Annotated in this window: 13 protein-coding genes and 1 pseudogene; 5 read left to right on the forward strand and 9 right to left on the reverse strand. The window is 63.2% G+C overall.

Annotated features, from left to right (window positions below; genetic code table 11):
- Window positions 1-371: 371 nt before the first annotated feature.
- The 4 genes from DEM27_RS17455 to DEM27_RS17470 form a co-directional block, all read right to left on the reverse strand.
- Complete coding sequence (locus tag DEM27_RS17455) at window positions 372-8,879, reverse strand: glycoside hydrolase family 94 protein (protein WP_109459518.1); 8,508 nt, start codon at window positions 8,877-8,879, stop codon at window positions 372-374.
- Window positions 8,880-9,289: 410 nt separating this feature from the next.
- Window positions 9,290-9,982: a helix-turn-helix domain-containing protein gene (locus DEM27_RS17460; protein ID WP_165823467.1), complete on the reverse strand. Its 693-nt coding sequence runs from the start codon at window positions 9,980-9,982 to the stop codon at window positions 9,290-9,292.
- A gap of 91 nt (window positions 9,983-10,073) precedes the next feature.
- On the reverse strand, window positions 10,074-10,238 hold the full coding sequence (locus tag DEM27_RS17465; RefSeq protein WP_109459520.1) for a DUF1328 domain-containing protein: 165 nt from the start codon (window positions 10,236-10,238) through the stop codon (window positions 10,074-10,076).
- A gap of 121 nt (window positions 10,239-10,359) precedes the next feature.
- Complete coding sequence (locus DEM27_RS17470) at window positions 10,360-10,560, reverse strand: hypothetical protein (protein WP_109459521.1); 201 nt, start codon at window positions 10,558-10,560, stop codon at window positions 10,360-10,362.
- Window positions 10,561-10,662: 102 nt separating this feature from the next.
- Here DEM27_RS17470 and DEM27_RS17475 point away from each other — a divergent pair, with 102 nt between their 5' ends.
- Window positions 10,663-11,862 (forward strand): aromatic ring-hydroxylating oxygenase subunit alpha, encoded by a 1,200-nt coding sequence (locus DEM27_RS17475; protein ID WP_109459571.1) that lies wholly within the window; start codon window positions 10,663-10,665, stop codon window positions 11,860-11,862.
- Window positions 11,863-11,865: 3 nt separating this feature from the next.
- Here DEM27_RS17475 and DEM27_RS17480 read toward each other — a convergent pair whose 3' ends face one another.
- The gene (locus DEM27_RS17480) at window positions 11,866-12,282 is read right to left on the reverse strand and encodes a DUF983 domain-containing protein (RefSeq protein WP_109459572.1); all 417 of its coding nucleotides are present in this window, start codon (window positions 12,280-12,282) and stop codon (window positions 11,866-11,868) included.
- A gap of 151 nt (window positions 12,283-12,433) precedes the next feature.
- Here DEM27_RS17480 and DEM27_RS17485 point away from each other — a divergent pair, with 151 nt between their 5' ends.
- Window positions 12,434-13,852, forward strand: coding sequence for an aminotransferase-like domain-containing protein (locus DEM27_RS17485; protein WP_245445899.1), 1,419 nt, complete (start codon window positions 12,434-12,436; stop codon window positions 13,850-13,852).
- Here the strand turns inward: DEM27_RS17485 and DEM27_RS17490 are convergent, their stop codons facing one another.
- The gene (locus tag DEM27_RS17490; protein WP_109459574.1) at window positions 13,853-15,211 is read right to left on the reverse strand and encodes an aminotransferase; all 1,359 of its coding nucleotides are present in this window, start codon (window positions 15,209-15,211) and stop codon (window positions 13,853-13,855) included.
- Between the two features lie 309 nt (window positions 15,212-15,520).
- Here DEM27_RS17490 and DEM27_RS17495 point away from each other — a divergent pair, with 309 nt between their 5' ends.
- The 3 genes and pseudogenes from DEM27_RS17495 to DEM27_RS17505 all read left to right on the forward strand — a co-directional run.
- Window positions 15,521-16,426 carry an ABC transporter permease gene (locus tag DEM27_RS17495; protein ID WP_109459575.1) on the forward strand — a complete coding sequence of 302 codons (906 nt, stop codon included), beginning with the start codon at window positions 15,521-15,523 and terminating at the stop codon, window positions 16,424-16,426.
- The gene (locus tag DEM27_RS17500) at window positions 16,423-17,232 is read left to right on the forward strand and encodes an ABC transporter permease (protein WP_109459522.1); all 810 of its coding nucleotides are present in this window, start codon (window positions 16,423-16,425) and stop codon (window positions 17,230-17,232) included. The genes DEM27_RS17495 and DEM27_RS17500 overlap by 4 nt, the downstream gene beginning before the upstream one ends.
- Before the next feature lie 82 nt (window positions 17,233-17,314).
- A pseudogene (locus DEM27_RS17505) lies at window positions 17,315-18,313 on the forward strand (ABC transporter ATP-binding protein); the annotation flags it as partial.
- On the opposite strand, the gene DEM27_RS17510 reads toward DEM27_RS17505, so the two are convergent.
- Genes DEM27_RS17510 through DEM27_RS17520 form a run of 3 tightly spaced genes read right to left on the reverse strand, consistent with a single transcriptional unit; the run spans window position 18,314 to window position 20,925 of the window.
- The gene (locus DEM27_RS17510; protein ID WP_109459523.1) at window positions 18,314-19,396 is read right to left on the reverse strand and encodes an extracellular solute-binding protein; all 1,083 of its coding nucleotides are present in this window, start codon (window positions 19,394-19,396) and stop codon (window positions 18,314-18,316) included.
- Between the two features lie 15 nt (window positions 19,397-19,411).
- Window positions 19,412-20,083 carry a TetR family transcriptional regulator C-terminal domain-containing protein gene (locus tag DEM27_RS17515; protein WP_109459577.1) on the reverse strand — a complete coding sequence of 224 codons (672 nt, stop codon included), beginning with the start codon at window positions 20,081-20,083 and terminating at the stop codon, window positions 19,412-19,414.
- Window positions 20,084-20,124: 41 nt separating this feature from the next.
- Complete coding sequence (locus DEM27_RS17520) at window positions 20,125-20,925, reverse strand: class I SAM-dependent methyltransferase (RefSeq protein WP_109459524.1); 801 nt, start codon at window positions 20,923-20,925, stop codon at window positions 20,125-20,127.
- Between the last annotated feature and the right edge of the window lie 154 nt (window positions 20,926-21,079).

Raw genomic sequence — 21,079 nt, forward strand, 5'->3', positions numbered from 1 at the left:
ATCATGGGCCGTCTCTTCAGGGCCGCGAGGACTTTTTTGCATACAACCACATGTAAAAACGCTGATGCGACCAATAGGACATACCGGAGCCGTCAATCGATGCCGGGCCGGACAACCGTTGACCGCAGAGAAACCCGGAAAACCCAAGCCACCGGCCTGTTGGCAACATCGGAAACCCTCACTTCCGCCATCCTCCGCCCTGTGCCGAGGATCTGCCGACACCTTCTCAAGTCATTGACGATCAAGAGAATATCTGGCGTGCTTATATGCTCTGCACAAGGCCGAGCATGACGTCGTCGAGAGAAGAGAAATTGTGTTAAAAAAGCCAAGGGCGCAGAGAAACTCCGCGCCCTCATAGATAAGATGGAAGCCTATTCGCCGCTGGCGATGGCAAAGCCCGCTTGCGGATCCTGCACCGGTTCGCCGTTGACGGTGACGTCGTAACCTTCCGCCCGCCGGGTAACGGCGATCTCGTAGGTCTTGCCGGAGAGCGCCAGCCTCGCCGAGAACCCGTCCCAGCCGCCGGGCAGCGCCGGGCGAACCTGGATGCGGCCACCTGCCCGGCGAATGCCGAGAATGCCCTCCACCGCCGAGCGATACAGCCAGCCGGCAGAGCCCGTATACCAGGTCCAGCCGCCGCGGCCGGTGCGGTCGGCAGCGCCGTAGACATCGGCGGCAACCACGTAGGGTTCGACGCGGTAGGTTTCGGATGCCTGGCGATCCAGCGCATGGTTGACCGGGTTGAGCAGCGAAAAACACATCCAGGCGTCGTCGCCGCGGCCGAGTTCGGCAAAGGCCATCACCACCCAGGTGGCCGCATGGGTATACTGGCCGCCGTTTTCGCGCACGCCCGGCGGATAGGCCCTGATATAGCCGGGATCCTGCGCCGTCTCGTCGAAGGGCGGCGTGAAGAGGCGGATGATCGCCGCCTCGGGATCGACGAGGCGATCCATCACCGCATTCATCGCCACCGTGGCGCGATCCGGCTGGCCCTGGCCCGACAACACGCTCCAGGATTGCGCGATCGAATCGATCTGGCATTCCGCCTGCGTCTTCGAACCCAGCGGCGTGCCGTCGTCGAAATAACCGCGGCGATAATAATCGCCGTCCCAGCCGTCCGACTCGAGTGCCACCTTCAGCGTCGCGATATGCGTCGTCCAGCGCTCGGCGCGGGCCTTGTCGCCCCGGGCTTCGGCGTAACGAACGAACGATTGCAGCGTGCCGGCCAGGAACCAGCCGAGCCAGATACTTTCGCCGCGGCCGTCGATGCCGACACGGTTCATGCCGTCGTTCCAGTCGCCGCCGAGGATCAGCGGCAGGTTGTGCGGTCCGGTGCGGTCGATTGCGAGGTCGAGGGCAAGCGCCGCGTGTTCGTAAACGCTCGCCGTCTCTTCCGTAACGTCGGGCTTGTAGAAGGCATCATGCTGCCCCGGCTGCAGCGCCGCGCCGGCCAGGAACGGCAGTTGCTCGTCGAGCAGCGACACGTCGCCGACCACCTCGCAATAATGGTTGATCGCATAGGCGAGCCAGACGACATCGTCGGCGATCATCGTGCGCACGCCGGCACCGGTCTGCGGCAGCCACCAGTGCTGCACGTCGCCTTCGCGGAATTGCCGGCCGGCGGCATTGAGGATCTGCCGGCGTGCCAGCGACGGATCGTGCAGCACGAAGGCCAGCGTATCCTGCAACTGGTCGCGGAAGCCATAGGCGCCGCTTGCCTGGTAGAAGGCGGAACGCGCCATGATCCGGCAGGAGAGCGCCTGATAGGGCAACCAGCCGTTGACGAGGTGATCGAGCGACCGATCGGGCGTCTTGACCTGCAGATGGCCGGTGAAGGCATCCCAATAGGCCTTTTCCGCCGCCAGAACGGTTTCGACGGACAGGCTGCGCGCCTCGCCGACCAGCGCACGCGCGGCATCCGCATCGTCGCCGTCACCGAGGAAGAAGACCAGCTCCTTCTCGGCGCCCGGCGCGAGCGTCACATCGAAAGCCAGTGCAGCGCAGGGATCGCCGTCCGGCTCGACCGAACCGGAAAGCGCAGAACCTGCGGCAACCGCCTTCGGCAACAGAACGGTGCCGTCGCTGCCGATGAATTCCCGGCGGCTCGACGTCACGCCGGCCGGCTTTTCGCTGGCGGCGAAGAAGGCGGAGCGGGCATGAAAGTCGATGCTGTAGGGATTGCCGGCAAACAGCGCGCCCGTTTCCTCGTCGTAGGACGGCAGGATGAACGGCGTGGTGCGCTGCGGATTGTTGCCCAGCACCCATTCGACGTAACCATAGACCTTGAGGCGGCGGATCTCGCCGCTGCCGTTGCGGATCTTCAGGCGCGACAGCTTGATCGGCCTCTGACGATCGACCGTCTGGAGCATGTCCAGCTCGATACCGTTCTGGCTGGAGGTGAAGACCGAATAACCGAGCCCGTGGCGGGTTTCGAACGAAACCGAGGCATCACGCGACAGCGCGGCGAACGGCGTCATCACCGCCTTGCTGTCGGCATCAACGATGTAGACGCTTTCGCCCGGCCGGTTGACGACCGGATCGTTGGTCCAGGGCGTCAGCTGGTAGTCGCGCGAATTGCGGCTCCAGGTGAAGTTGGCGCCCTCGGCCGAGACGTGGAAACCAAAACGGTCGTTGGAAACGACGTTGATCCACGGCTGCGGCGTCGACTGGCCGCCGCGCAGGCGCACGACATATTCCCGGCCGTCCCTGGCAAAACCGCCAAAACCGTTCCAGAAGTCGAGATCGCCGCGATCCTCCACCGGTTCCATCGAGAAGCCGGGCTCGTAGGTGCCGAGTACCAGCGGGCGCAACGGCTCGACGGGCGCCGGCTCTGCCGGCTTCGGCGCGGCAAACAGCGAGGTTGCGCGGTTGACCTGGTCGACGATCTTGCCGTTGCGGGCGTGGAACACCACGCGCGCCGCGGCAAGCAATGCCTGCCAGGTCTCGGCATCCATCAGGTCACGGCGGACCGAGAAGATATGCTGGCGCAGCCCGTCGCCCTGGCCGAGACGGCGCAGGTTTTCGCAGGCCGCGTCGAGCGCGTGCTGCATGTCCTGCGCGTAGGAGGAGGCCCGCTCGTTGACGATCACCAGGTCGGCGGTGACACCGCGCGAGCGCAGATATTCCTGCGCGCTCAGCGCCTCGCGGGCGATGTTCATGTCCATGTCGTCGTTGATGCGCAGGGCGAAGATCGGGTAGTCGCCCGAGATCGCCAGCGGCCAGAGCGCCGATTGCGACCGGAGGCCGCTCTGTACCGTCGCCGCATCCGCCCGCAGTTGCATGTCGGGATAGACGAGATGGCGGCCGAGCGTCTGGAAGGCGGCGGCCTGCTGCGAGGTGACGCCGACATGGCGCATCTGCACCTGCGCCCGCGTCCAGGCATGGATCATCTCGTGGCTGAAAGCGTCCGGATGGCGGTAGCGATCGACGGCCTTGTCGATTTCCTCGCGGTTGGGTGCCGCGATCGTCCAGAAGATCACCGATACCTTCTTGCCGGCCGGCACGCGGATCGTGCGGCGCAGCGACAGGATCGGGTCGAGGGTGAAACCGTCAGAACCGGACAGCGCCGCACCCGGATCGAAAGCGGCAGCTTCCGAGAGCGTGCGACCGCGGCCAAGGAATTTGCGGCGGTCGGTCTCGAACTCCGTATGGCGCGAAGAGCCGGCATTGTCGACGATCAGGTGTGCGACGCAGATATCCGGATCGCCGGGGCTGCGCTTGTTGCGCTCGACGCGGATGACGTCGCCGCGCCGGCCGATCTCGGTCTTGACGAACATGCGCGAGAACAGGGGATGGGCGTTGTCGGCATCGTCGAGGGAAAGCACCGGTTCGAGATAGGAGGTCACTTCGATGAAGCGGTCCTCCGAACCCATGTTCAGCAGCGTCAGGCGCCGGCCTTCGGCATCGTGCTCGGTGGCGACGATGCATTCGACCTCGCTGGTCAAATCGCCGACCGTCTTGTGGAATTCCGCCTTGTCGTCGCCGAAGACGGCCTTGGTCTTCTCGCCTTCGATGCGTCGCGGCTCGGCGGTCGCCGACCACCACTGGCCGCTCGCCGTATCGCGCAGGAAGATGAAGCTGCCCCAGCGATCCTCGGTCGGATCAGGTTTCCAGCGGGAAACGGACTGGCCGTTCCAACGGGAATAACCGGCCCCTGTCGCCGTCAGCATCACCGAATAATGGCCGTTCGACAGGAAGACGAGTTCGCGCTCCTTGGCGGCGGGATCGTCGATGGTGCGCACTTCCGGCCGCGGCAGGTCGCCCTTTTCGTCGCCGGGCGTCGAGGGTTCGTGCTTGGCGCTCATCACCTGGATGTCGCGCGGCGCCTTTTCCTGCAGCAGCAGTTCGGCCGCTTCCACCACCGGATCGGAATGGAAGAGTTCGCGCAGCCAGCCGTTGAAGGCGACGTTGGCGACGGCGGCAATCGACATGCCGTGATGGTGGGCATAATAATTGTAGACCACCGCACATTTCTGGCCTTCCGGCACGCGCGTCGGCGTGAAGTCGACGGCATCGTGATAGCCGTAGATACCCATGGCGCCGAGCTTGCGCAGACGCTCGAGATTTTCAAGCGCTGCCTCCGGCTCGTACTGGCTGGCGAGGATCGAGGCGTATGGCGCGATGACGGCGTTCTGGCCGAGGCCGCGTTTCAGGCCGAGTGTCGGTACGCCGAAATTGGTGTACTGGTAGGTCAACTGGTGGTCGCGGGCGTTGAAGGCCGCTTCCGAGATGCCCCAGGGCGTGCCGAGGCGGCGGCCGTGGTTCATCTGCTCCTTGACGATCAGGTTGTTGGTCTGGTTGAGGATGCCGCCATGGCGCTCCTGCATGACGAGCGGCGGCATCAGGTATTCGAACATCGAGCCCGACCAGGAGATCAGCGCGCCGCGCAGGCCGACCTGCACCACCTGGCGGCCGAGCTTGTACCAATGCTCGGTCGGCAGGTCGCCCTTGGCGATGGCGAACAGGCTGGTGAGGCGCGCTTCCGAGGCCAAAAGGTCGTAGCAGGCCTCATCCAGCTCGCCGCTTTCGACGCGGTAGCCGATCGACAGCAGACGGCGCTCCTGGCGGAAGAGGAAACCGAAATCCATCGAGAAGGCGATGTCGCGGGCGCGGTCGCGCAGGCTGGCGAGGCGGTTGCGCAGCGGCTCGATGTTGGAGAGGTCGAAAACGCTGTCGGAGACATGCGCCTCGCAGACCTGCACCAGCGAGGCGGCCCAGGCGGTCACCTCGTTGCTCTGTGGCGAACGCACCTCATGGTCGAGGTTGGCGGCGAGCTTCTGGATGTCGCGGGCGAGCACCGACAGGTTTATGATGCGGATCGAGGCGAATTCGTGCTCGCGCTTGACGGCGGCCAGCGCGTTCTGGAAACCGCTGATGCGTTCTTCCAGCCGACGGCGCAGCGGCCGCACGGTCTTGCGGTCGTCGGGAAGGTCGCGCAGCACTTCACCCAGGATGCCGGCGACATCGCCGACACCGTCGAGATTGCCCTGCAGATGCGCCGACGGCGCTTCCGCCCAACTCCGGCAGGCCGAGGAGACGGCGATCAGGTGGCCGGCGAGGTTGCCGCTGTCGACGGCCGAAACGTAACGCGGCCCAAGCGTCGCAAGCGTATCGGTGTGATACCAGTTGAGCAGGTGGCCGCGATATTTTTCCATGCGCTCGACCGTGGCGATGGTCTGCTCCAGCCGCTCGATGGTCTGCTCGAACGACATCCAGCCGAACTGGCGGCCGGAAATGACCGAGAGCAGATAGACGCCGATATTGGTGGGCGAGGTGCGGGCGGCAACAACCGGGGTCGGCCGCTCCTGGAAATTGTCCGGCGGCAGGTGGTTCTGCTCGGCGGTCACAAAAGTCTCGAAATACCGCCAGGTGCGGCGGGCGACCTTGCGCAGCTCTTCGGAAACCTCCGCGGGAACCTCTAGCCGGTCTTCGGTTTCCGCCGACTGGCTGACATACCAGGCAACCACCGGCGACAGGATCCACATCAGCGCAAACGGAATGCCGACAAGGAAGGCGTTGTCACCCGGCAAGGCGGCGAAGATCAGCGCCAGAAGCGCAATCGCCGGCGCGTGCCACATGTTGCGGTAATAGGCGAGAATGCTGCCCTGCGCATTCGACTGCACGCTGGCGGCGGTTCGCCATTCCAGCATCAGCTTGTGGCTGACGAACAGGCGATAGAGCGAACGGGCGATGGCATCGACCATCAGGCAGGCGGAATCGGCGATGAAGACGATACGCAGCGCCACCTGGGCATTGGCGGCACGGATATCCGACCAGACAGTATAGAGATGCGCGCTCGGCACCACGTCGCTGCTGCGCGGCACGATGCCGGAGATCAGCGACAGCGTCGGCGCCACGAACAGGCTGAAGATCAACAGGATCTGCCAGATCAGCGCGCCGAGCGGATCCATAAAATACCAGCCGAGCACGGAGGCGAAGAACCAGGCGATCGGGGTGAGCGACCGGCGCAGGTTGTCGACCATTTTCCAGCGGCCGAGCGCCGTGACGCCACGCAGCGGATTGAAGATATAGGGCAAAAGCTGCCAGTCGCCGCGGGCCCAGCGATGCTGGCGCGACACTTCCACCTCGTAGCGCGTCGGGAAATCCTCGACCAGCTCGACGTCGGTGACCAGCGCACAGCGCGCCATCGACCCTTCGAGCAGATCGTGGCTGAGGACGGAGTTCTCCTCGATCCGCCCCTTCAGCGCCGCTTCGAAAGCATCGACGTGGTAGAGGCCCTTGCCGGTGAAGGTGCCTTCGCCCGTCAGGTCCTGATAGACGTCGGACACCGTGAAGACGTAGGGGTCGACGCCGCGGTTGATCGAGAAGACGCGCTGGAAGACGGAAGCGTCCTCACCCGTCGTCAGCGACGGGGTGACGCGCGGCTGCAGCAGGCCGTAACCGCCGACGACGCGGCTGGTTTCCGGATCGATGACCGGCCGGTTGATCGGATGATAGAGCTTGCCGACCAGCTTGGTCACCGCATCGCGCATCAGGCGCGTATCGGAATCGAGCGTCATGACGTATTGCACATTCGCCGGCACGGTGTTGGCGCCGGGCAGGAAGGTCGTGTCGGCATCGCCGCGCAGCAGCAGGTTCAGTTCGTGCAGCTTGCCGCGCTTGCGCTCCCACCCCATCCAGGCGCCTTCACCGGGATTGTAGAGGCGGCGGCGGTGCAGCAGGTAGAAACGCCGCTTGCCGTCATAGGCATATTTGTCGCTGAGGGCGGCGATTTCCTTGCGGGCGTAATCGAAGACGGCGATGTCGGCTTCGGTTTCCTCCTTCTGGCTGTCCGGCCAGTCGCTGACCAGCGCGAAATAGATTTCGCCGCGCGGATTGGCGAGGTAATGCACCTCGATATTGCGCACCAGTTCGTCGACGCTGTCGCGGTTGGAGATGAGGCAGGGCACCACGACCAGGGTGCGCGCATCCTCGGGAATGCCTTCCTTGAATTCATAACCGACGAGTCGCGACGGCGTGACGAAAAACGTCACCAGCGTATTGAACAGGCCGGTCGCGCCTTCCGAGGCCGGCAGCGAGAACATCGCCAGCAGCACGACGATTTCGCCCCAGCCCATGCCGGCGCTCGCCATGAAGCAGCCGACCATCACCAGCGCCAGGATGGTCAACAGCACCACCGGTGCGGCAACCGCCAGCCAATCCAGCTTGCGGACGACCCGGACGGCGCGCTGGACAAAGGTCGGTCGATAGCCGATGACCTTTTCCAGCTTCTTGCGGTGCATGCCGACGAGGAAGCCGCCGACATTCGGCTCATGCGGCTGCGGCTCGCCGGACAGGCGCGCCTGCTCCGTCAGATCGACGGCGATATGGGCGATCTCCAGTTCGGCGCGGTCGGAGTAGCGTGCCAGGCGCTCGATCTGCTTGCGATACTTGTTGCGCGAACCGGGATCGAGTTGGCCGTAATCGGTCTTGGCGAACAAAAGCCGGTCGACATGGCTGACCTCCTCGACCCAGACGGCCCATTCGGTATCGTCGATCTCGCGCAAGCTGCGGATGATGTTGCCCATCGTCACGTTGCCGGAGGACAACCGGTTGTGTTCGGCCATCATCGCCGTCTCGGCGTCGCTGCCGGCCCGCTCCAGCCGCTCCTCGAGCCAGGAAATCGCAGCGCCGGAGGATTGCGAACCGTCGCGCAGGCGATAGAGGAACTGCGTCGCGAACGTGGTATCGTCGGCCAGATCCTCGATGCCTTTCAGCAGCTCGGCATTCCTGTTCGGATCATTGAGGCGGATGAGTTCGTCGGCGACGTCGTTCGCCCGGCCGCGCATGCGGCGCGAGCGCTCGACGCGGATGGAAATGCGGCGGAGGTTTTCCACCAGCACGTAGCGCACCATCGACGGCAGCGCCCAGAGTTCGCCGATTTCCAGCGTCTTGACCGCCTGGAAGCCATCGGCCAGCGCCGTCAGGCTTTCATGCGATACGGTGCTGTGGGTGTGGGCGACGTAAAGCCAGGCGAGCGCCAGGACGCGAGGGATCTCGGTGCCAGCGACCTGCATGGTCGGCAGCTGGCGATAGAAACGGCGCGGGAAATCACGGCGGACTTCCTGGATCGCTTCCTCGACGATGTAGTGGTTGTCGAGCAGCCATTCCGCCGCAGGCGTGATGGTCGCGCCGGCTGCGACGTCGGCTGCCGTGGTGCGGTAGACGCGCAGGATCTCGCGTTCGTTTTCCTTGTGCCGGGCAAAGAAATCAAAAGGGGCGAAGGCCGGCAGCGTGCCGGCGCCCTCGCGCGCCAAGGCCTCGCCGCAGGCGGCCAACTCTTCCTTGGTGAAATATGTCGAACGGATGGAATCGTTGTGGTCGATCTGCTTGGCTTCGGTATCGCGAGAGGAAGCAGCGGGCGAGGATTGAAATGACATGGCGTCCTGATTCTGGATCGAAACAGCGTTGAGTTCGGCTTCGCCTTATCCTGCTTCATCGCCCGAGCACAATATTGCACCACAGCGCTGAAAGCCGGACTTGCGTAAAACACGACAAGCGTGCCGGACCATTAGGCGAGGTGAAATGAACGTAAGCTGACCAAGCGGATTCTTGACGGAAATTCCTCCATTGCCGCGAAGACCGGGTTCGCATCGCGACAGGAGCAATCGGAGAGATTTCGACACTTATGGCAAAAGTCAAGACATGCCGTTCAAGCTGCCGGAATGCAGTCTATCAAACATGATAATCCTCTCCTGTCGCCGATGGTTTGGGTGCTGCATGCAGCAGGGCATTCCAAGCCCCAACCCGCAGACAACGCCTGACGGCGCCAATAGTTCCATTGCCGCCGTCAATTGTCCGAAAAGCCGGTCTTGCGATCGGGGTAGGAGATGATCGAGAGAAAACGGATCGGCAGGCGGACCAACATTTCCGGTCCGTGCCGGGCATCGGCGTCGAAGAACAGGCTGTCGCCCGGCAGCATGTGATAAAGCCGGTCGCCGTGGCGATATTTCACCTCGCCTTCCAGCATGTAGATGAGCTCGATGCCGTCGTGCTGAAAAGCGGGAAAGACGTCGGAAGCGCCAGTCAGGGTAATCAGGTAAGGCTCGACCCGGACGCCGCTGGCGCTGTTGCCGATATGGCCGAGCAGATTGTACTGGTGGCCGGCCCGCGTGCCGCGGCGCTCGATTTCCACGCCTTCGCCCGCCTTGACGAAGACGGCATCACGCGCCGCCTCGAAACGGCGGAAGAACGCCGTCAGCGGCACGCCGAGCGCCCGCGCCAGCGACTGCAGGGTCGTCAGCGACAGCGAGGTGTTGCCGTTCTCGATCTTGGAGAGCATGCCGAGAGAAATGCCGGTGGCCGAGGCGAGGTCTGCGCCGGTGATGCCGAGCTTCTTGCGGAAGGCGCGGACCTCGTGGCCGATGGCGATTTCGAGATTGTTTTCCCTGGTGTCGCGAAGCGCGTGCGGGTCCTGGGTGAGAGCCTTTGCACTAGCCAGCCCTTGGCCGGCCGGCGGTCCGGACCTGTTGTTCTTCGCCATGACCATCCCGACCGGATGCCGCAGCAATGGCTGCGGCTACTTTCCTGAGTGTAATATTTTCTTTTCTCCCAGGAAAGTCGGCCGGCCGAATTTACGCCCCGCGCACCAGCCTGATGACCAGCGACGCCAGGAAGAGGGCGAGGAACAGGAAGAACAGGACCTGGGCGATCGACGCCGAAATACCGGCGATGCCACCGAAGCCGAGGAGGCCGGCGACCAGCGCCACGACCAGGAATACAAGAGCATAATACAGCATATGAAACTCCTTTCGTACAAGCAGGAGGCGGATTTTCCGATCGTTCCCCGGGTGGCCGCCGGCAACCCCGGAAATTGGCGCAAAGAGCGCCGCCCGCCTTATCGTCCTTGAAGGACAAGCCTCAGAGATAATTGAAGAAATACAAGAGGATGATGATCGGGATCGGAATGCCGACCAGCCACAAGAGAATGCCTTTCATCTGTATTTCTCCGATGTGTGTTTCCTGCCGGGAAGAATGCGCGACGCGAACTTCGGTTCCACAACGGCAGCAATCGGTCGCCGTTTCAACGGAGACGGTCTGGCCGCAATCACCGACCGGCATGGTGCCTGAGCACCCTCTACGGAACCAGTGCTAGCGCAAGCTATTCCATTTCATCGTATTTTGTGATTGTATTGAATGAACGTTCAGCAAATGGAGCTTGCGATGAACACCGCCGTCCGTGATATCAGCATTCCGAACGACTGGGATCGACGCGGCCTGCCGGGTTGGTGTTATCACAGCGAGGCCTTGCTGGCACTCGAACGGCAGCACGTGTTTCTCGACCATTGGCAGATCGCCTGCCATGTCAGCGACATCCCTGAGCCCGGCAGCTACATCAGCATTGATATTCTCGGGGAACGGGCGCTGGTGCTGCGCGACCAGCAGGGAACGGTGCGCGCCTTCCACAATATATGCCGCCACCGCGGGTCGCGGCTGGTGACGGAGCCGAAGGGCCGCTGCCGCAATGCGCTGGTCTGTCCCTTCCACGGCTGGGTCTACAATCTCGACGGCACCCTGCGCGGCGCGGCGCGCCCGAACTCCTTTCCGCCGCTCGACAAGGTGGATTTCGGCCTTGCGGCGCTCGAATGCGAGATCTGGTTCGGTTTCGTCTTCATCCGTTTCCGCCCCGGGCCGCAGCCTTCGGTGGCCGAGGTGATGCAGCCCTTCGCGGACGAGCTTTCCCACTTTCGCACGGAGTCCGTCGTTCCCACCAACGGCCTGTGGTCGCAGGAATCGCCGGTCAACTGGAAATCGGTGCGCGACGTCGACAATGAGGGCTACCATGTCGCCATGGCGCATCCGGCCCTGCAGGATCTCTACGGATCGACCTATTTCGACGAACCTTTCGTCAACGGCCTCTGCCGGTCCTTCGCCACCTACAATCCGCATGCCGGCCGGCGCTGGAGCGTGCGCAACTATGTGCGCATCGCGCCGCAACCGGACCATCTGCCTGACGGATTGAAAACTGCCTGGATCTATTTCGGTCTCTTCCCGAACGCAGTGATCGCGGTCACGCCGGAATCGGTGCAGTTCTACCAGGAATTCCCGCTCGCCGTTGGAAAGACGCTGCTGCGCGGCGCCGTCTACCGGTATCCGAACGAGAGCCGGCAACAGCGGCTTGCCCGCTACCTCGCCATGCGCATCGACCGCGACACACAGGCCGAAGACGTGCAACTGACCATCTGGTCGAATGAATCGATGCTGTCGAAAGCCTTTTCAGGCTTTTACCTGTCGGATCTGGAATATGGCGTGCGGACGCACCATGACCACCTGCGCCGGCTCCTGCCGGTAATGACCCTGGAGAATCCGCCGGCCGATGCCGACCTTGCCGCGCTCAATGCGACGATGCGGGGGACGGTATAACCCTCAGCGCTCCGCTTTCTCTCTTGCTCGTACCAGCCGGCCTTCTTCGGCCTTGAAGAAGAACTGCGAACAAACGAGCCATCCCTTGAGTGGCCGCAGCAGTGCCAGCGACGCACCGAGCGTCAACGGCACCGTGGTAATCAGGTGCAGCCAGAGCGGCGTTTCGAAACGCATCTGGAACCAGACCGCAAAGGCCAGCGCCGGCACGGCGACGATCGACATGGCGAAGAACGCCGGGCCATCGGCCGGATCGGCAAAACCATAATCGAGACCGCAAATCTCGCAACGCGGCGCCAGCGTCAGATAGCCCTTGAACAGATGGCCCGTCTGGCAGCGCGGGCATCGGCCGGCAATGCCCGTCTTCAACGGATTGTCGGTCGGGTGGTAACCATCGGCGGTATAATCGATCTCAACGCTCATGATCGGCTCCTGCGGAATAATTGTATGGCAAGCTTGCGACAAATCCATACAATTTCCATTGACTTGCGCTCTTTGTATGGGTATTTATCGCAAAAATTGACGACAAACAAGCATATGCGGCAATTTGTCTTTATTGTATGGTTTAATTGACATGGAAATATCGGCAGGAAAACAAGGCAATCCCGGGTGGCACCCACGCCTCGTCGACGGCATCAGGTTGAAATATCTCGGTATCGTCGAAGCTTTGGCCGACGATGTCCGTTCGGGCCTGCTGCCTGTCGGCGCCAAGCTGCCGCCGCAACGCGCCGTGGCGCAGGCGCTCGACGTCGATCTGACGACGGTGACCAAGGCCTTTAACGAGGCACGCCGGCGCGGATTGATCATCGCCACCGTCGGCCGCGGCACCTTCATTGCTCCGCAGGCGGAATCGACCGAAAAGGCACCGGACCACGGCGCCCGGCCCGTGGATCTCAGCATGAACATCCCGCCGCAACCGGAGGCGGCCGCTTTTGCCCGTCGCCTGCCGGAAGCGATGGCGCATGTTCTTTCGCCCGCCCGAAGCGGCAGCGCCCTTCTGGCCTACCAGGAGAGCGGCGGCAGCGCCAACGACCGGTCTTACGCGGCACGCTGGCTTGGTGCCCGGCTGGGGTGGCTCGATCCGGAGCGGATCGTCATCACGGCCGGCTCCCAGAATGCCCTGTTTGCCCTGTGCCTCGGCCTGATGGAGCGCGGCAGCGTCATCGCCGCCCCGGCGCTGACCTATCCCGGCCTGCAATCCGTGGCGCAACGATGCGGCCTGCGGCTCTACCCGCTCGCCATGGATGAAGACGGCATCCTGCCGGATGCCTTTGCCGACCTGTGTTCGGCGTCACCGCCGGCGGCGCTGTATCTGGTTCCGACCATCGACAATCCGACGACGGCCACATTGCCCGTATCGCGGCGACAGGAGATCGCCGCCATCGCCCGGCGCTTCCAGGTGCCTGTTATCGAGGACGACCCCTACGGCATGCTGCCGCAACTCGCGCCGCCGCCGGTCGCGACTTTCGCGCCGGAATTGACCTATCATATCGCCACCGTGTCGAAATGCGTCAGCCCGGCGCTTCGCCTCGCCTTCGTCGTTGCCCCAGAGGCGACCGCCGCTGCCCGGCTCGCCGGCGTGCTGCGCGCCAGCAACCTGATGACGTCGCCGCTGATGGCCGCCGTCGTCAGCCACTGGATCGACACCGGAACACTCGAAAGCATCACCACGACGATCCGCGGCGAAAACGTCGCGCGGCAGGTGATCGCCGCCGATGCGCTGCAGGGACAGGCCTACCGATTTCACGAAGAAGGCCACCATCTCTGGCTTCATCTTCCCGAAGGCTGGAAGGCCATGGATTTCGCCTACCAGGCGGAACGCTCCGGCCTGTCCGTGGTTCCGGCCGCCGCCTTCGCGCTCTCGGCACCCCCCTATGAGGCGGTGCGTATCTCGCTCGGGCCGCCGGCCGACCGGCTGATCCTGCGGCGCGCGCTCGATACGACGGCTGTCCTGCTGCGCCGGGCGCCGCAACAGGGTCGCGTGTTGGTCTGATCAGCCCTTCCAGAGGCCTCCCCGCACCAGGTCGTCCATCGTCCGCGAAATGCCGCGGCGCAGGATATCGACCATGGTGTCGACCTGCTCGATCGTGATGGTCAGCGGCGGCGACATCACGCACATGTTGATCAGCGGACGAACCAGCAGGCCGAGGTCCTGGCAATGGGCATCGATGCGCTTGCCGACTTCAAGGTCGAGCGTCAGCGGATTGTTGCTGACCCGGTCGGCAACACATTCGATGCAGGCCATTAGCCCGAGGCCGCGCACCTCGCCGACCAGGGCAAGGTCTTCGAGGCTTTTCAGGCTTGTCTGGAAATGCCCCGACAGGGCGTTGACGTGATCGAGGATGCCGCCTTCCAGCAGTTCCAGGTTCTTCAGCGCCACGGCGCAGCCGACCGGATGGCTGGAATAGGTCAGCCCGTGCGCGAACATCGCATCGGGATGGTTGGAGCGCCGCAATTCCTCGAACAGCCGCGCCGAGACCATGACGCCGCCGAGCGGGAAATAACCCGAGGTCACGCCCTTGGCGAAGGTGATCATGTCGGGCTCGATGCCGAAGACATCCCTGGAGGCGAAGACGGAGCCGAGCCGGCCGAAGGCCGTCACCACCTCGTCGGCGATGAACAGGATGTCGTTTTCGGCGCAAAGGGCGCGCATGCGCTTCAGGTAACCCGGCGGCGGCACGATGACGCCGCCCGACGCCTGGATCGGCTCGGCGACGAAGGCGCCAATACGCTCTGCCCTCTCCTTCTCGATCAGGGCGGCGAACTCCGCCACCAGACCGTCCTCGAAGGCCTCAATGCTCATGCCCTCCGGCCGCCGGAAAGGATCGGGCGACGACAATTTACGCACCAGATGTGTGGCGCTGTCCATCCAGTCCTGGTCGCGGGGGCGGCCGTTCAGCGAGGCGGACAGATAGGTGGAGCCGTGATAGCCGCCCTGGCGCGACACCATCAGCTTCTTCTCCGGCCGGCCGCGGACATTGTTGGCAAACTGCATGATGCGCAGCGCCGTCTCGACGGCAGACGAGCCGCCCGTGGTGAAAAACACATGATTGAGATCGCCCGGCGCCCGGTCAGCCAGCACATCCGCCAACGCGTCGGCCGGGGAACTGGTGGTGTACCACGGCGAATTGTAGGAGAGCTCCAGCGCCTGCTCCTGCATCACCTTTGCAAGCTCGGCATTGCGGTGGCCGACATTGACGCACCACATGCCGGCGGGGCCGTCGATCAACTTGCGGCCGTGACCGTCCGTCACATAGATGCCCTCGCCGGAGGCCAGCAGACCGCGCCTGTCGGCGCCGATCGAACCGGCCGAAGGCCAGGGCTGCACCAGGGCGCTGGGGATCTTCGCCATCGTCTCGGCATCCGGCACCTTGCCTGCGGAAGCGAGCGGATTGAGGGAACGGTCCTCGGCCAACATGGGAATTCTCCTTAAAGGATTGTTCTTCACAACAACATGAAAAACAAATGAAAACGGAATTATTCTGAATATCCGTTCAATCAGGATGGCAGAAATAACACTTGATTTCAAGGCGGATCGCGCTCATTCTCCGTCCTGAAGAAGCCAATCGCCGCAAAGAGCGATGGATCTCAGGGGAACCGTCATGTGTCTTTTCGCATCCTCCGCCGACTGTCCGGCGGCCAGACCCGCAGAGCCGCGCCGATGACAGCAGCGGCGGAGCCTTCCTTTCCGCCCGCGACGGCCCGGCAATGGCGCCGATCCGAAGAGGCCCGTGGCCTCGCCCTCATCTCTCCGACTTTCCTGTATGCGCTGGCGCTGCTTTTCCTGCCGGTGCTGATCGTTTTTCTCTACAGTTTCTGGACGCAGGACTATCTGACGATCGACCGGACGTTCACGCTGAAAAACTACCGCCAGGCGCTCGGCGAGCCGATCTACCAGGACCTTCTGGCCCGCTCGCTCTACATCTCGCTCACCGTTTCCGTCATCACCGTCGTCCTGTCCTATCCGATCGCCTGGTTCATCTCCTTCCATGGCGGGCTGAACAAGAATTTCTGGCTGTTCGTCATCACCATTCCCTGCTGGACCAGTTACCTGCTGCGGGTGATGTCGTGGAAGGTGATCCTCGGCTACCAGGGGGTGATGAACACCGGGCTGATGAAACTCGGCATCATCGAGCAGCCGCTGACCTCGCTGCTCTACAACGCCAATGCCGTCATCATCACGCTGGTGCACAGCTGGGCGGCCTTCGCCATCCTGCCGATCTTCATCTCGCTGGAAAAGATCGACCGTTCGCTGATCGAGGCCGCCGCCGACCTCGGCGACGGGCCGATCCGGCGTTTCTTCCGCATCGTGCTGCCGCTCTCCATGCCCGGCGTCATCTCCGCCTTCCTGATCGTCATGATCCCGACAGTCGGCGATTACGTTACGCCGCAGCTCGTCGGCGGCAAGGAAGGGGTGATGATCGCCAGCGCCATCCAGGCGAGTTTCGGCAAGGCCGCCAACTGGCCGCTGGGTGCAGCACTTTCCGTCACCACAATGGTGATCGTCACGCTGCTGGCCGGCGCCATCGTGCTCGGGCTGCGACTGATCGTCAGGGGGATCCGATGAGCGGACGCCTGCGCCTCCTGCCGGTCTTCGTCGCCGCCTACCTGCTGTTTCTGTATGCGCCGATCCTGCTGATCCCGATCTTCTCCTTCAACAACGCCGCCTCCACCACCTTCCCGCTCGCCGGCTTCACCTGGAAATGGTACGTTACGTTGGCCGGCAATACGGTGATGCTGGATGCGGCGCGCAACAGCCTGATCGTCGGCGTCTCGGTGTCCATTCTGGCGACGCTGTTCGGTATCTGCGCCGCCCGCGCCATCACCCGCTACGATTTCCGCGGCAAGCGCCTGACCTCGGGCCTGATCATGGCGCCGCTCTTCCTGCCGGAAATCATCGTCGCCATCTCGCTCCTGATGATCGTGCTGGCGATGGGGGCGGAACTGTCGCTGCTCACCGTCATCCTCGGCCAGACGGTGTTCTGCATTCCCTACTCCATGGCCGTGCTTGTCTCGGGTTTCGAGGGGTTCGACCGCAGCCTGGAGGAAGCCTCGCAGGATCTCGGCGAAACCGCCTTCGGCACCTTTCGCCGGGTAACCTTGCCGGTGGTGGCGCCCGCTATCCTCTCCAGCCTGCTCGTCGCCTTCACCATCTCGCTCGATGAATTCATCCTCGCTTTCTTCCTCACCGGCACGCAGCAGACGCTGCCGGTCTATATCTGGGGTCAGTTGCGGTTTGCCGCCAAGCTGCCCTCGGTGCTGGCGCTCGGATCGCTGATGCTGCTTGCCTCCGTGTTTCTTCTGACGCTTGCCGAAATCTTCCGCCGCCGCGCCGAGAACCGGAAAATCCTGCAGGAGGTCCCCCATGGCTGACCGTTCGATGATCTCCATCCACGGTATTTCGAAATATTACGGCCCCTATCCGGCGGTCAGCAGCCTGTCGCTGGAGATCGGCGGCGGCGAATTCTTCTCGCTGCTCGGCCCCTCCGGCTGCGGCAAGACCACGCTTCTGCGGATGATCGCCGGCTTCGTCGAGCCGACCGACGGATCGATCCGCATCGACGGGCAGGACGTCACCGGCACGCCGCCGAACCGCCGCCCCACCAACATGGTCTTCCAGAACTACGCCATCTTCCCGCATCTCAACGTCGAGGAAAATGTCGGCTACGGCCTGAAACGGCTGCGCCTCGACAAGACGGAAGAAAAACGCCGCATCGGCGAAGCCCTGGAGCAGGTGCGGCTTTCGACGCTCGGCAGCCGCAAGGCCCACGAACTCTCCGGCGGCCAGCGCCAGCGCGTCGCGCTTGCCCGGGCGCTGGTCATGCGCCCCAAGGTGCTGCTGCTCGACGAACCGCTGTCGGCACTCGACAAGAAGCTGCGCGAACAGATGCAGGTGGAGCTGCGCAGCCTGCAGCAGGCCGTCGGCATCACCTTCATCCTCGTCACCCACGACCAATACGAGGCGCTGGCCATGTCGGACCGCATCGCGGTGATGTTTGCCGGCAAGCTGGCGCAGGTGGCGACACCGAAGGAGATCTACCAGCGCCCGGTCAACCGCCAGGTGGCCGATTTCCTCGGCGGCATGAATTTCCTGAGCGCTACGGTGACCGGCGATACCAACGGCAAGGTCGCGGCGCGGACGGACATCTTCGGCGACGTCGTGCTCGAAAAACCGCCGGGTTTTACCGTAGTCGAGGGCAAGGTGACGCTCGGCATGCGGCCGGAGCGCCTGCGCCTGCTGTGGGAGGGCGAAACCGCAGCGAAAGAAATCCGTGGCACGGTGAGCAACCGCCATTATTTCGGCGAGACGACCCATCTGTCGATTGCCGTCGACGGGCTTTCGGCGCCGCTGTCGATCATCGAGACCAACAATTACGGCGCCGACGACCTGCCGATCGGTGCGGGCGTCCGGCTGGCTTACGATCCGGACGCCCTTGTGCTGCTTGCTGAATGATCAGTAGCCGGATTTGATCTTCTCGAATTCGGCGATCATCTTCTGCTTCAGTTCCGACGGCACCGGCGACTGGAACAGCGTGTTGGCGGTGAATTTTTCGACGTCGGCATATCCCGTGCGCTCCAGCACCGCCGGGTCGACTGTCGCCATGCCCTTGGCATTGCCCGACCCGTAACCCCAGGAATCGACGAGATAGGCGGCGATGCCGGGATCGGTGACGGCATTGAGGAAGTCATAAGCCTTGTCGACGCTGCCTTCCGCGCCCTTGACCCGGACGTAACCGCAGACCCAGGTGGACAGCCCTTCGTCCGTATCCTTCTTCATCTCGGCCGGCACGCCGTCCTTCTTGAGGGTCGTCGCGGTTTCGTTCCAGGCCCAGGCGAGATCGACCTCGCCGCTGGCCATCGCCTGGCTGATTTCGGTGTTGTCGGTCCAGTAGAGACGGACGTTCTTGTGCACCGCGCGCAAGAAATCGGACGCCTGCTTGAACTGTTCGTCGGTCAACGTCGTCCAGTCCTTGACGCCGATGGCGAGGCTCGCCAGCGCATAGGCATCGTCGACATTGTTGCCGATCGAGACGCGATCCTTGAATTTCGGATCGGCAAAGGCTTTTAGCGACTGGATTTCCTCCGGCTTGATCTTGTCGGCACGATAGGTGGTGACCGTGTTGCCCCATTCGAAGGGCAGGAACCACGCCTTGCCGTCCGCCGTGGTCATCAGGTCCTTCATGCCCTTGATGCCGGGCAGGATCGAGTCCCAGTTTGCCAACTTGCCGGTATCGAGCGGTTCGAGCAGCCCGGCGTCGCGCCATTTCACCACGCTTTGCGAACAGGGATGGGCGAGATCGGTCTTGAAACCCGAACGCAGCTTCTGGAAGGCCTCCTCCTCGTCGCCGAAGAAGCTGAAATCCGGTTCGCTGCCATATTTTTCGGTATATTTCGGATGGAAGGCAGGATCTTCGTATCCTGACCAGTCGAAGACCGTCAGGCTGTCGGCGGCCAGCGCCACAGTCGAGACAGAGAGTGAAAGGGCGAGCGCCAGACAGGCACCTGCCTGTCGAACCGCCGTTGCGTGCAATGCCATGCCATTCTCCTCTTCTTATCGGCCTCCGGATCCATTCTCCCTCGGTCCGGAGTGGTTGAAATGCGCAGGAAAGACGGAAACGATAAAATCGATCGAAGCGGCTAGCGCCTTTTCGCGGGTCAGACCCTCGCCCATCATCAGCCGCAGCCACAGGCCTTCCAGCATGGCGCAGAGGCAAAGGGCCATGGCATCGGGATCGAAGCCGTAGCGGCCCTCCTCCTTCAGCTCGCGGCAGAGGCCGATAAAAATCTCCTGGTAGTGCTTGTCGTTGGCGCCGCACAGCACCTGGTAGGTCGGCCGCGATTTCGCCTCGCCCCAGAAGGCGCACCAGGCTGCGAGCTTGCGCTTGGTGCAGATCTTGCGGTCGAAATCGGCGGCGACCAACGACCAGAGGCGGGCGGCCGCACTCTCGCCGGCCCGCTCCAGCGCCTGGTGCCAGTGCTGCGAATATTCCTCCGCCATATATTGCAGCGTCGCGACGAGCAGCTTTTCCTTGCTCTCGAAATGGAAGTTGACGATGCCGCGCGACAGGCCGGCGCCATCGGCCACGTCGGCGAGCGTCGTTTCGGCATAACCGCGTTTGGCAAGAGAATCGATCGTCGCTTCGATGAGCTGCTGCTGCCGTGTTTCCTTCGAAGCCTTGCGGCCCTTCTTGTCCAATTCCGCCGCCTGCTGGGATGCGCTCATGCGAACCGCCACTTCCTTTTCATTCCGGCGGAGAACGACCGTCATTGCTCCGCCCCTGGTTTTCGAGCCCGCAGATGAGTGGGACAATGCTCCCCGCTGTCAAGAACCTTCTGCATCGCCGCCCAGGTGCGGATGTTCTTGTCGACAAAGGCTTTTCCGACCGCTTCGACCGCGCTGTCGTAAAGCTCGTGCTGCAGGCGATAAAGCTCCTGCGCCGCTTCTATCCTGTACCAGCCGTTACGGCTGACGGTAGCGACATCGGCGAAACCGGCTGCCTCCATCGCGCTCCGGTAACGCCGAGGCGGCGCCATGCCGAAACTCAGGCCTTCGGCATCGAGATAGTCGGCCATGTCGGGCGAAGGCGGACCGTCGTGGGAAATCAGCCAGTCCGAGGCCGCAAAGATACCGCCGGGTTTCATCACCCGGAAGAACTCGCGGAACAGCCATTCCTTGTCGGGAACATGGACGATGGCATCCTTGGAAAAGACGAGGTCGAAGGTAGCATCGGCAAAAGGCAGCGAACCCGGCGGCGACTGGACGAACCGTACACGATCGTCGAGCCCCGCTGCCGCAGCCTCCGCCCGCGCCTTGCGGATAACCGGCATCTCGACATCGTAACCGGTCACCGATGCCGGCTGGAAATGCCGGGCCAGAAACAGGCTGATGCCGCCGGAGCCGCAACCGAAGTCGAGAACCGTTTTCCCGGCGAGGTCGATGCCTTCGAGCACGCGCCTGACCTCCTCGGGTCCACCGGGAGAGAGATAGCCCTCGCCCCAGACCAGCTCGAGAAAGCGGATATGGGTTTCGTCATATTCCGGCTCGTGATTTTCGGCCCCTGCCATGCGCGCCTCTTCTAGCCTTGCCGCATCATCCTCTCGCTCATCCGGCGAAAATCCTATCGCAGAATCAGCCGATTGCAAGAGACTTGCTGAATACTCATTCAATATCTCTGGACAAGCATCTGCTTTCCATGCAAATTTTTAACGATAGAGCGTT

Origin of the sequence: Rhizobium album, from assembly GCF_003122325.1 — a bacterium.
Lineage (GTDB): Bacteria > Pseudomonadota > Alphaproteobacteria > Rhizobiales > Rhizobiaceae > Metarhizobium > Metarhizobium album.

Excerpts from the sequence above, each read along its gene's own strand:
- DEM27_RS17455 (WP_109459518.1), bottom strand. The coding sequence starts at position 8,879 with ATGTCATTTCAATCCTCGCCCGCTGCTTCCTCTCGCGATACCGAAGCC.
- DEM27_RS17460 (WP_165823467.1), bottom strand. The coding sequence starts at position 9,982 with ATGGCGAAGAACAACAGGTCCGGACCGCCGGCCGGCCAAGGGCTGGCT.
- DEM27_RS17465 (WP_109459520.1), bottom strand. The coding sequence starts at position 10,238 with ATGCTGTATTATGCTCTTGTATTCCTGGTCGTGGCGCTGGTCGCCGGC.
- DEM27_RS17470 (WP_109459521.1), bottom strand. The coding sequence starts at position 10,560 with ATGCCGGTCGGTGATTGCGGCCAGACCGTCTCCGTTGAAACGGCGACC.
- DEM27_RS17475 (WP_109459571.1), top strand. The coding sequence starts at position 10,663 with ATGAACACCGCCGTCCGTGATATCAGCATTCCGAACGACTGGGATCGA.
- DEM27_RS17480 (WP_109459572.1), bottom strand. The coding sequence starts at position 12,282 with ATGAGCGTTGAGATCGATTATACCGCCGATGGTTACCACCCGACCGAC.
- DEM27_RS17485 (WP_245445899.1), top strand. The coding sequence starts at position 12,434 with ATGGAAATATCGGCAGGAAAACAAGGCAATCCCGGGTGGCACCCACGC.
- DEM27_RS17490 (WP_109459574.1), bottom strand. The coding sequence starts at position 15,211 with ATGGCGAAGATCCCCAGCGCCCTGGTGCAGCCCTGGCCTTCGGCCGGT.
- DEM27_RS17495 (WP_109459575.1), top strand. The coding sequence starts at position 15,521 with ATGACAGCAGCGGCGGAGCCTTCCTTTCCGCCCGCGACGGCCCGGCAA.
- DEM27_RS17500 (WP_109459522.1), top strand. The coding sequence starts at position 16,423 with ATGAGCGGACGCCTGCGCCTCCTGCCGGTCTTCGTCGCCGCCTACCTG.
- DEM27_RS17510 (WP_109459523.1), bottom strand. The coding sequence starts at position 19,396 with ATGGCATTGCACGCAACGGCGGTTCGACAGGCAGGTGCCTGTCTGGCG.
- DEM27_RS17515 (WP_109459577.1), bottom strand. The coding sequence starts at position 20,083 with ATGAGCGCATCCCAGCAGGCGGCGGAATTGGACAAGAAGGGCCGCAAG.
- DEM27_RS17520 (WP_109459524.1), bottom strand. The coding sequence starts at position 20,925 with ATGGCAGGGGCCGAAAATCACGAGCCGGAATATGACGAAACCCATATC.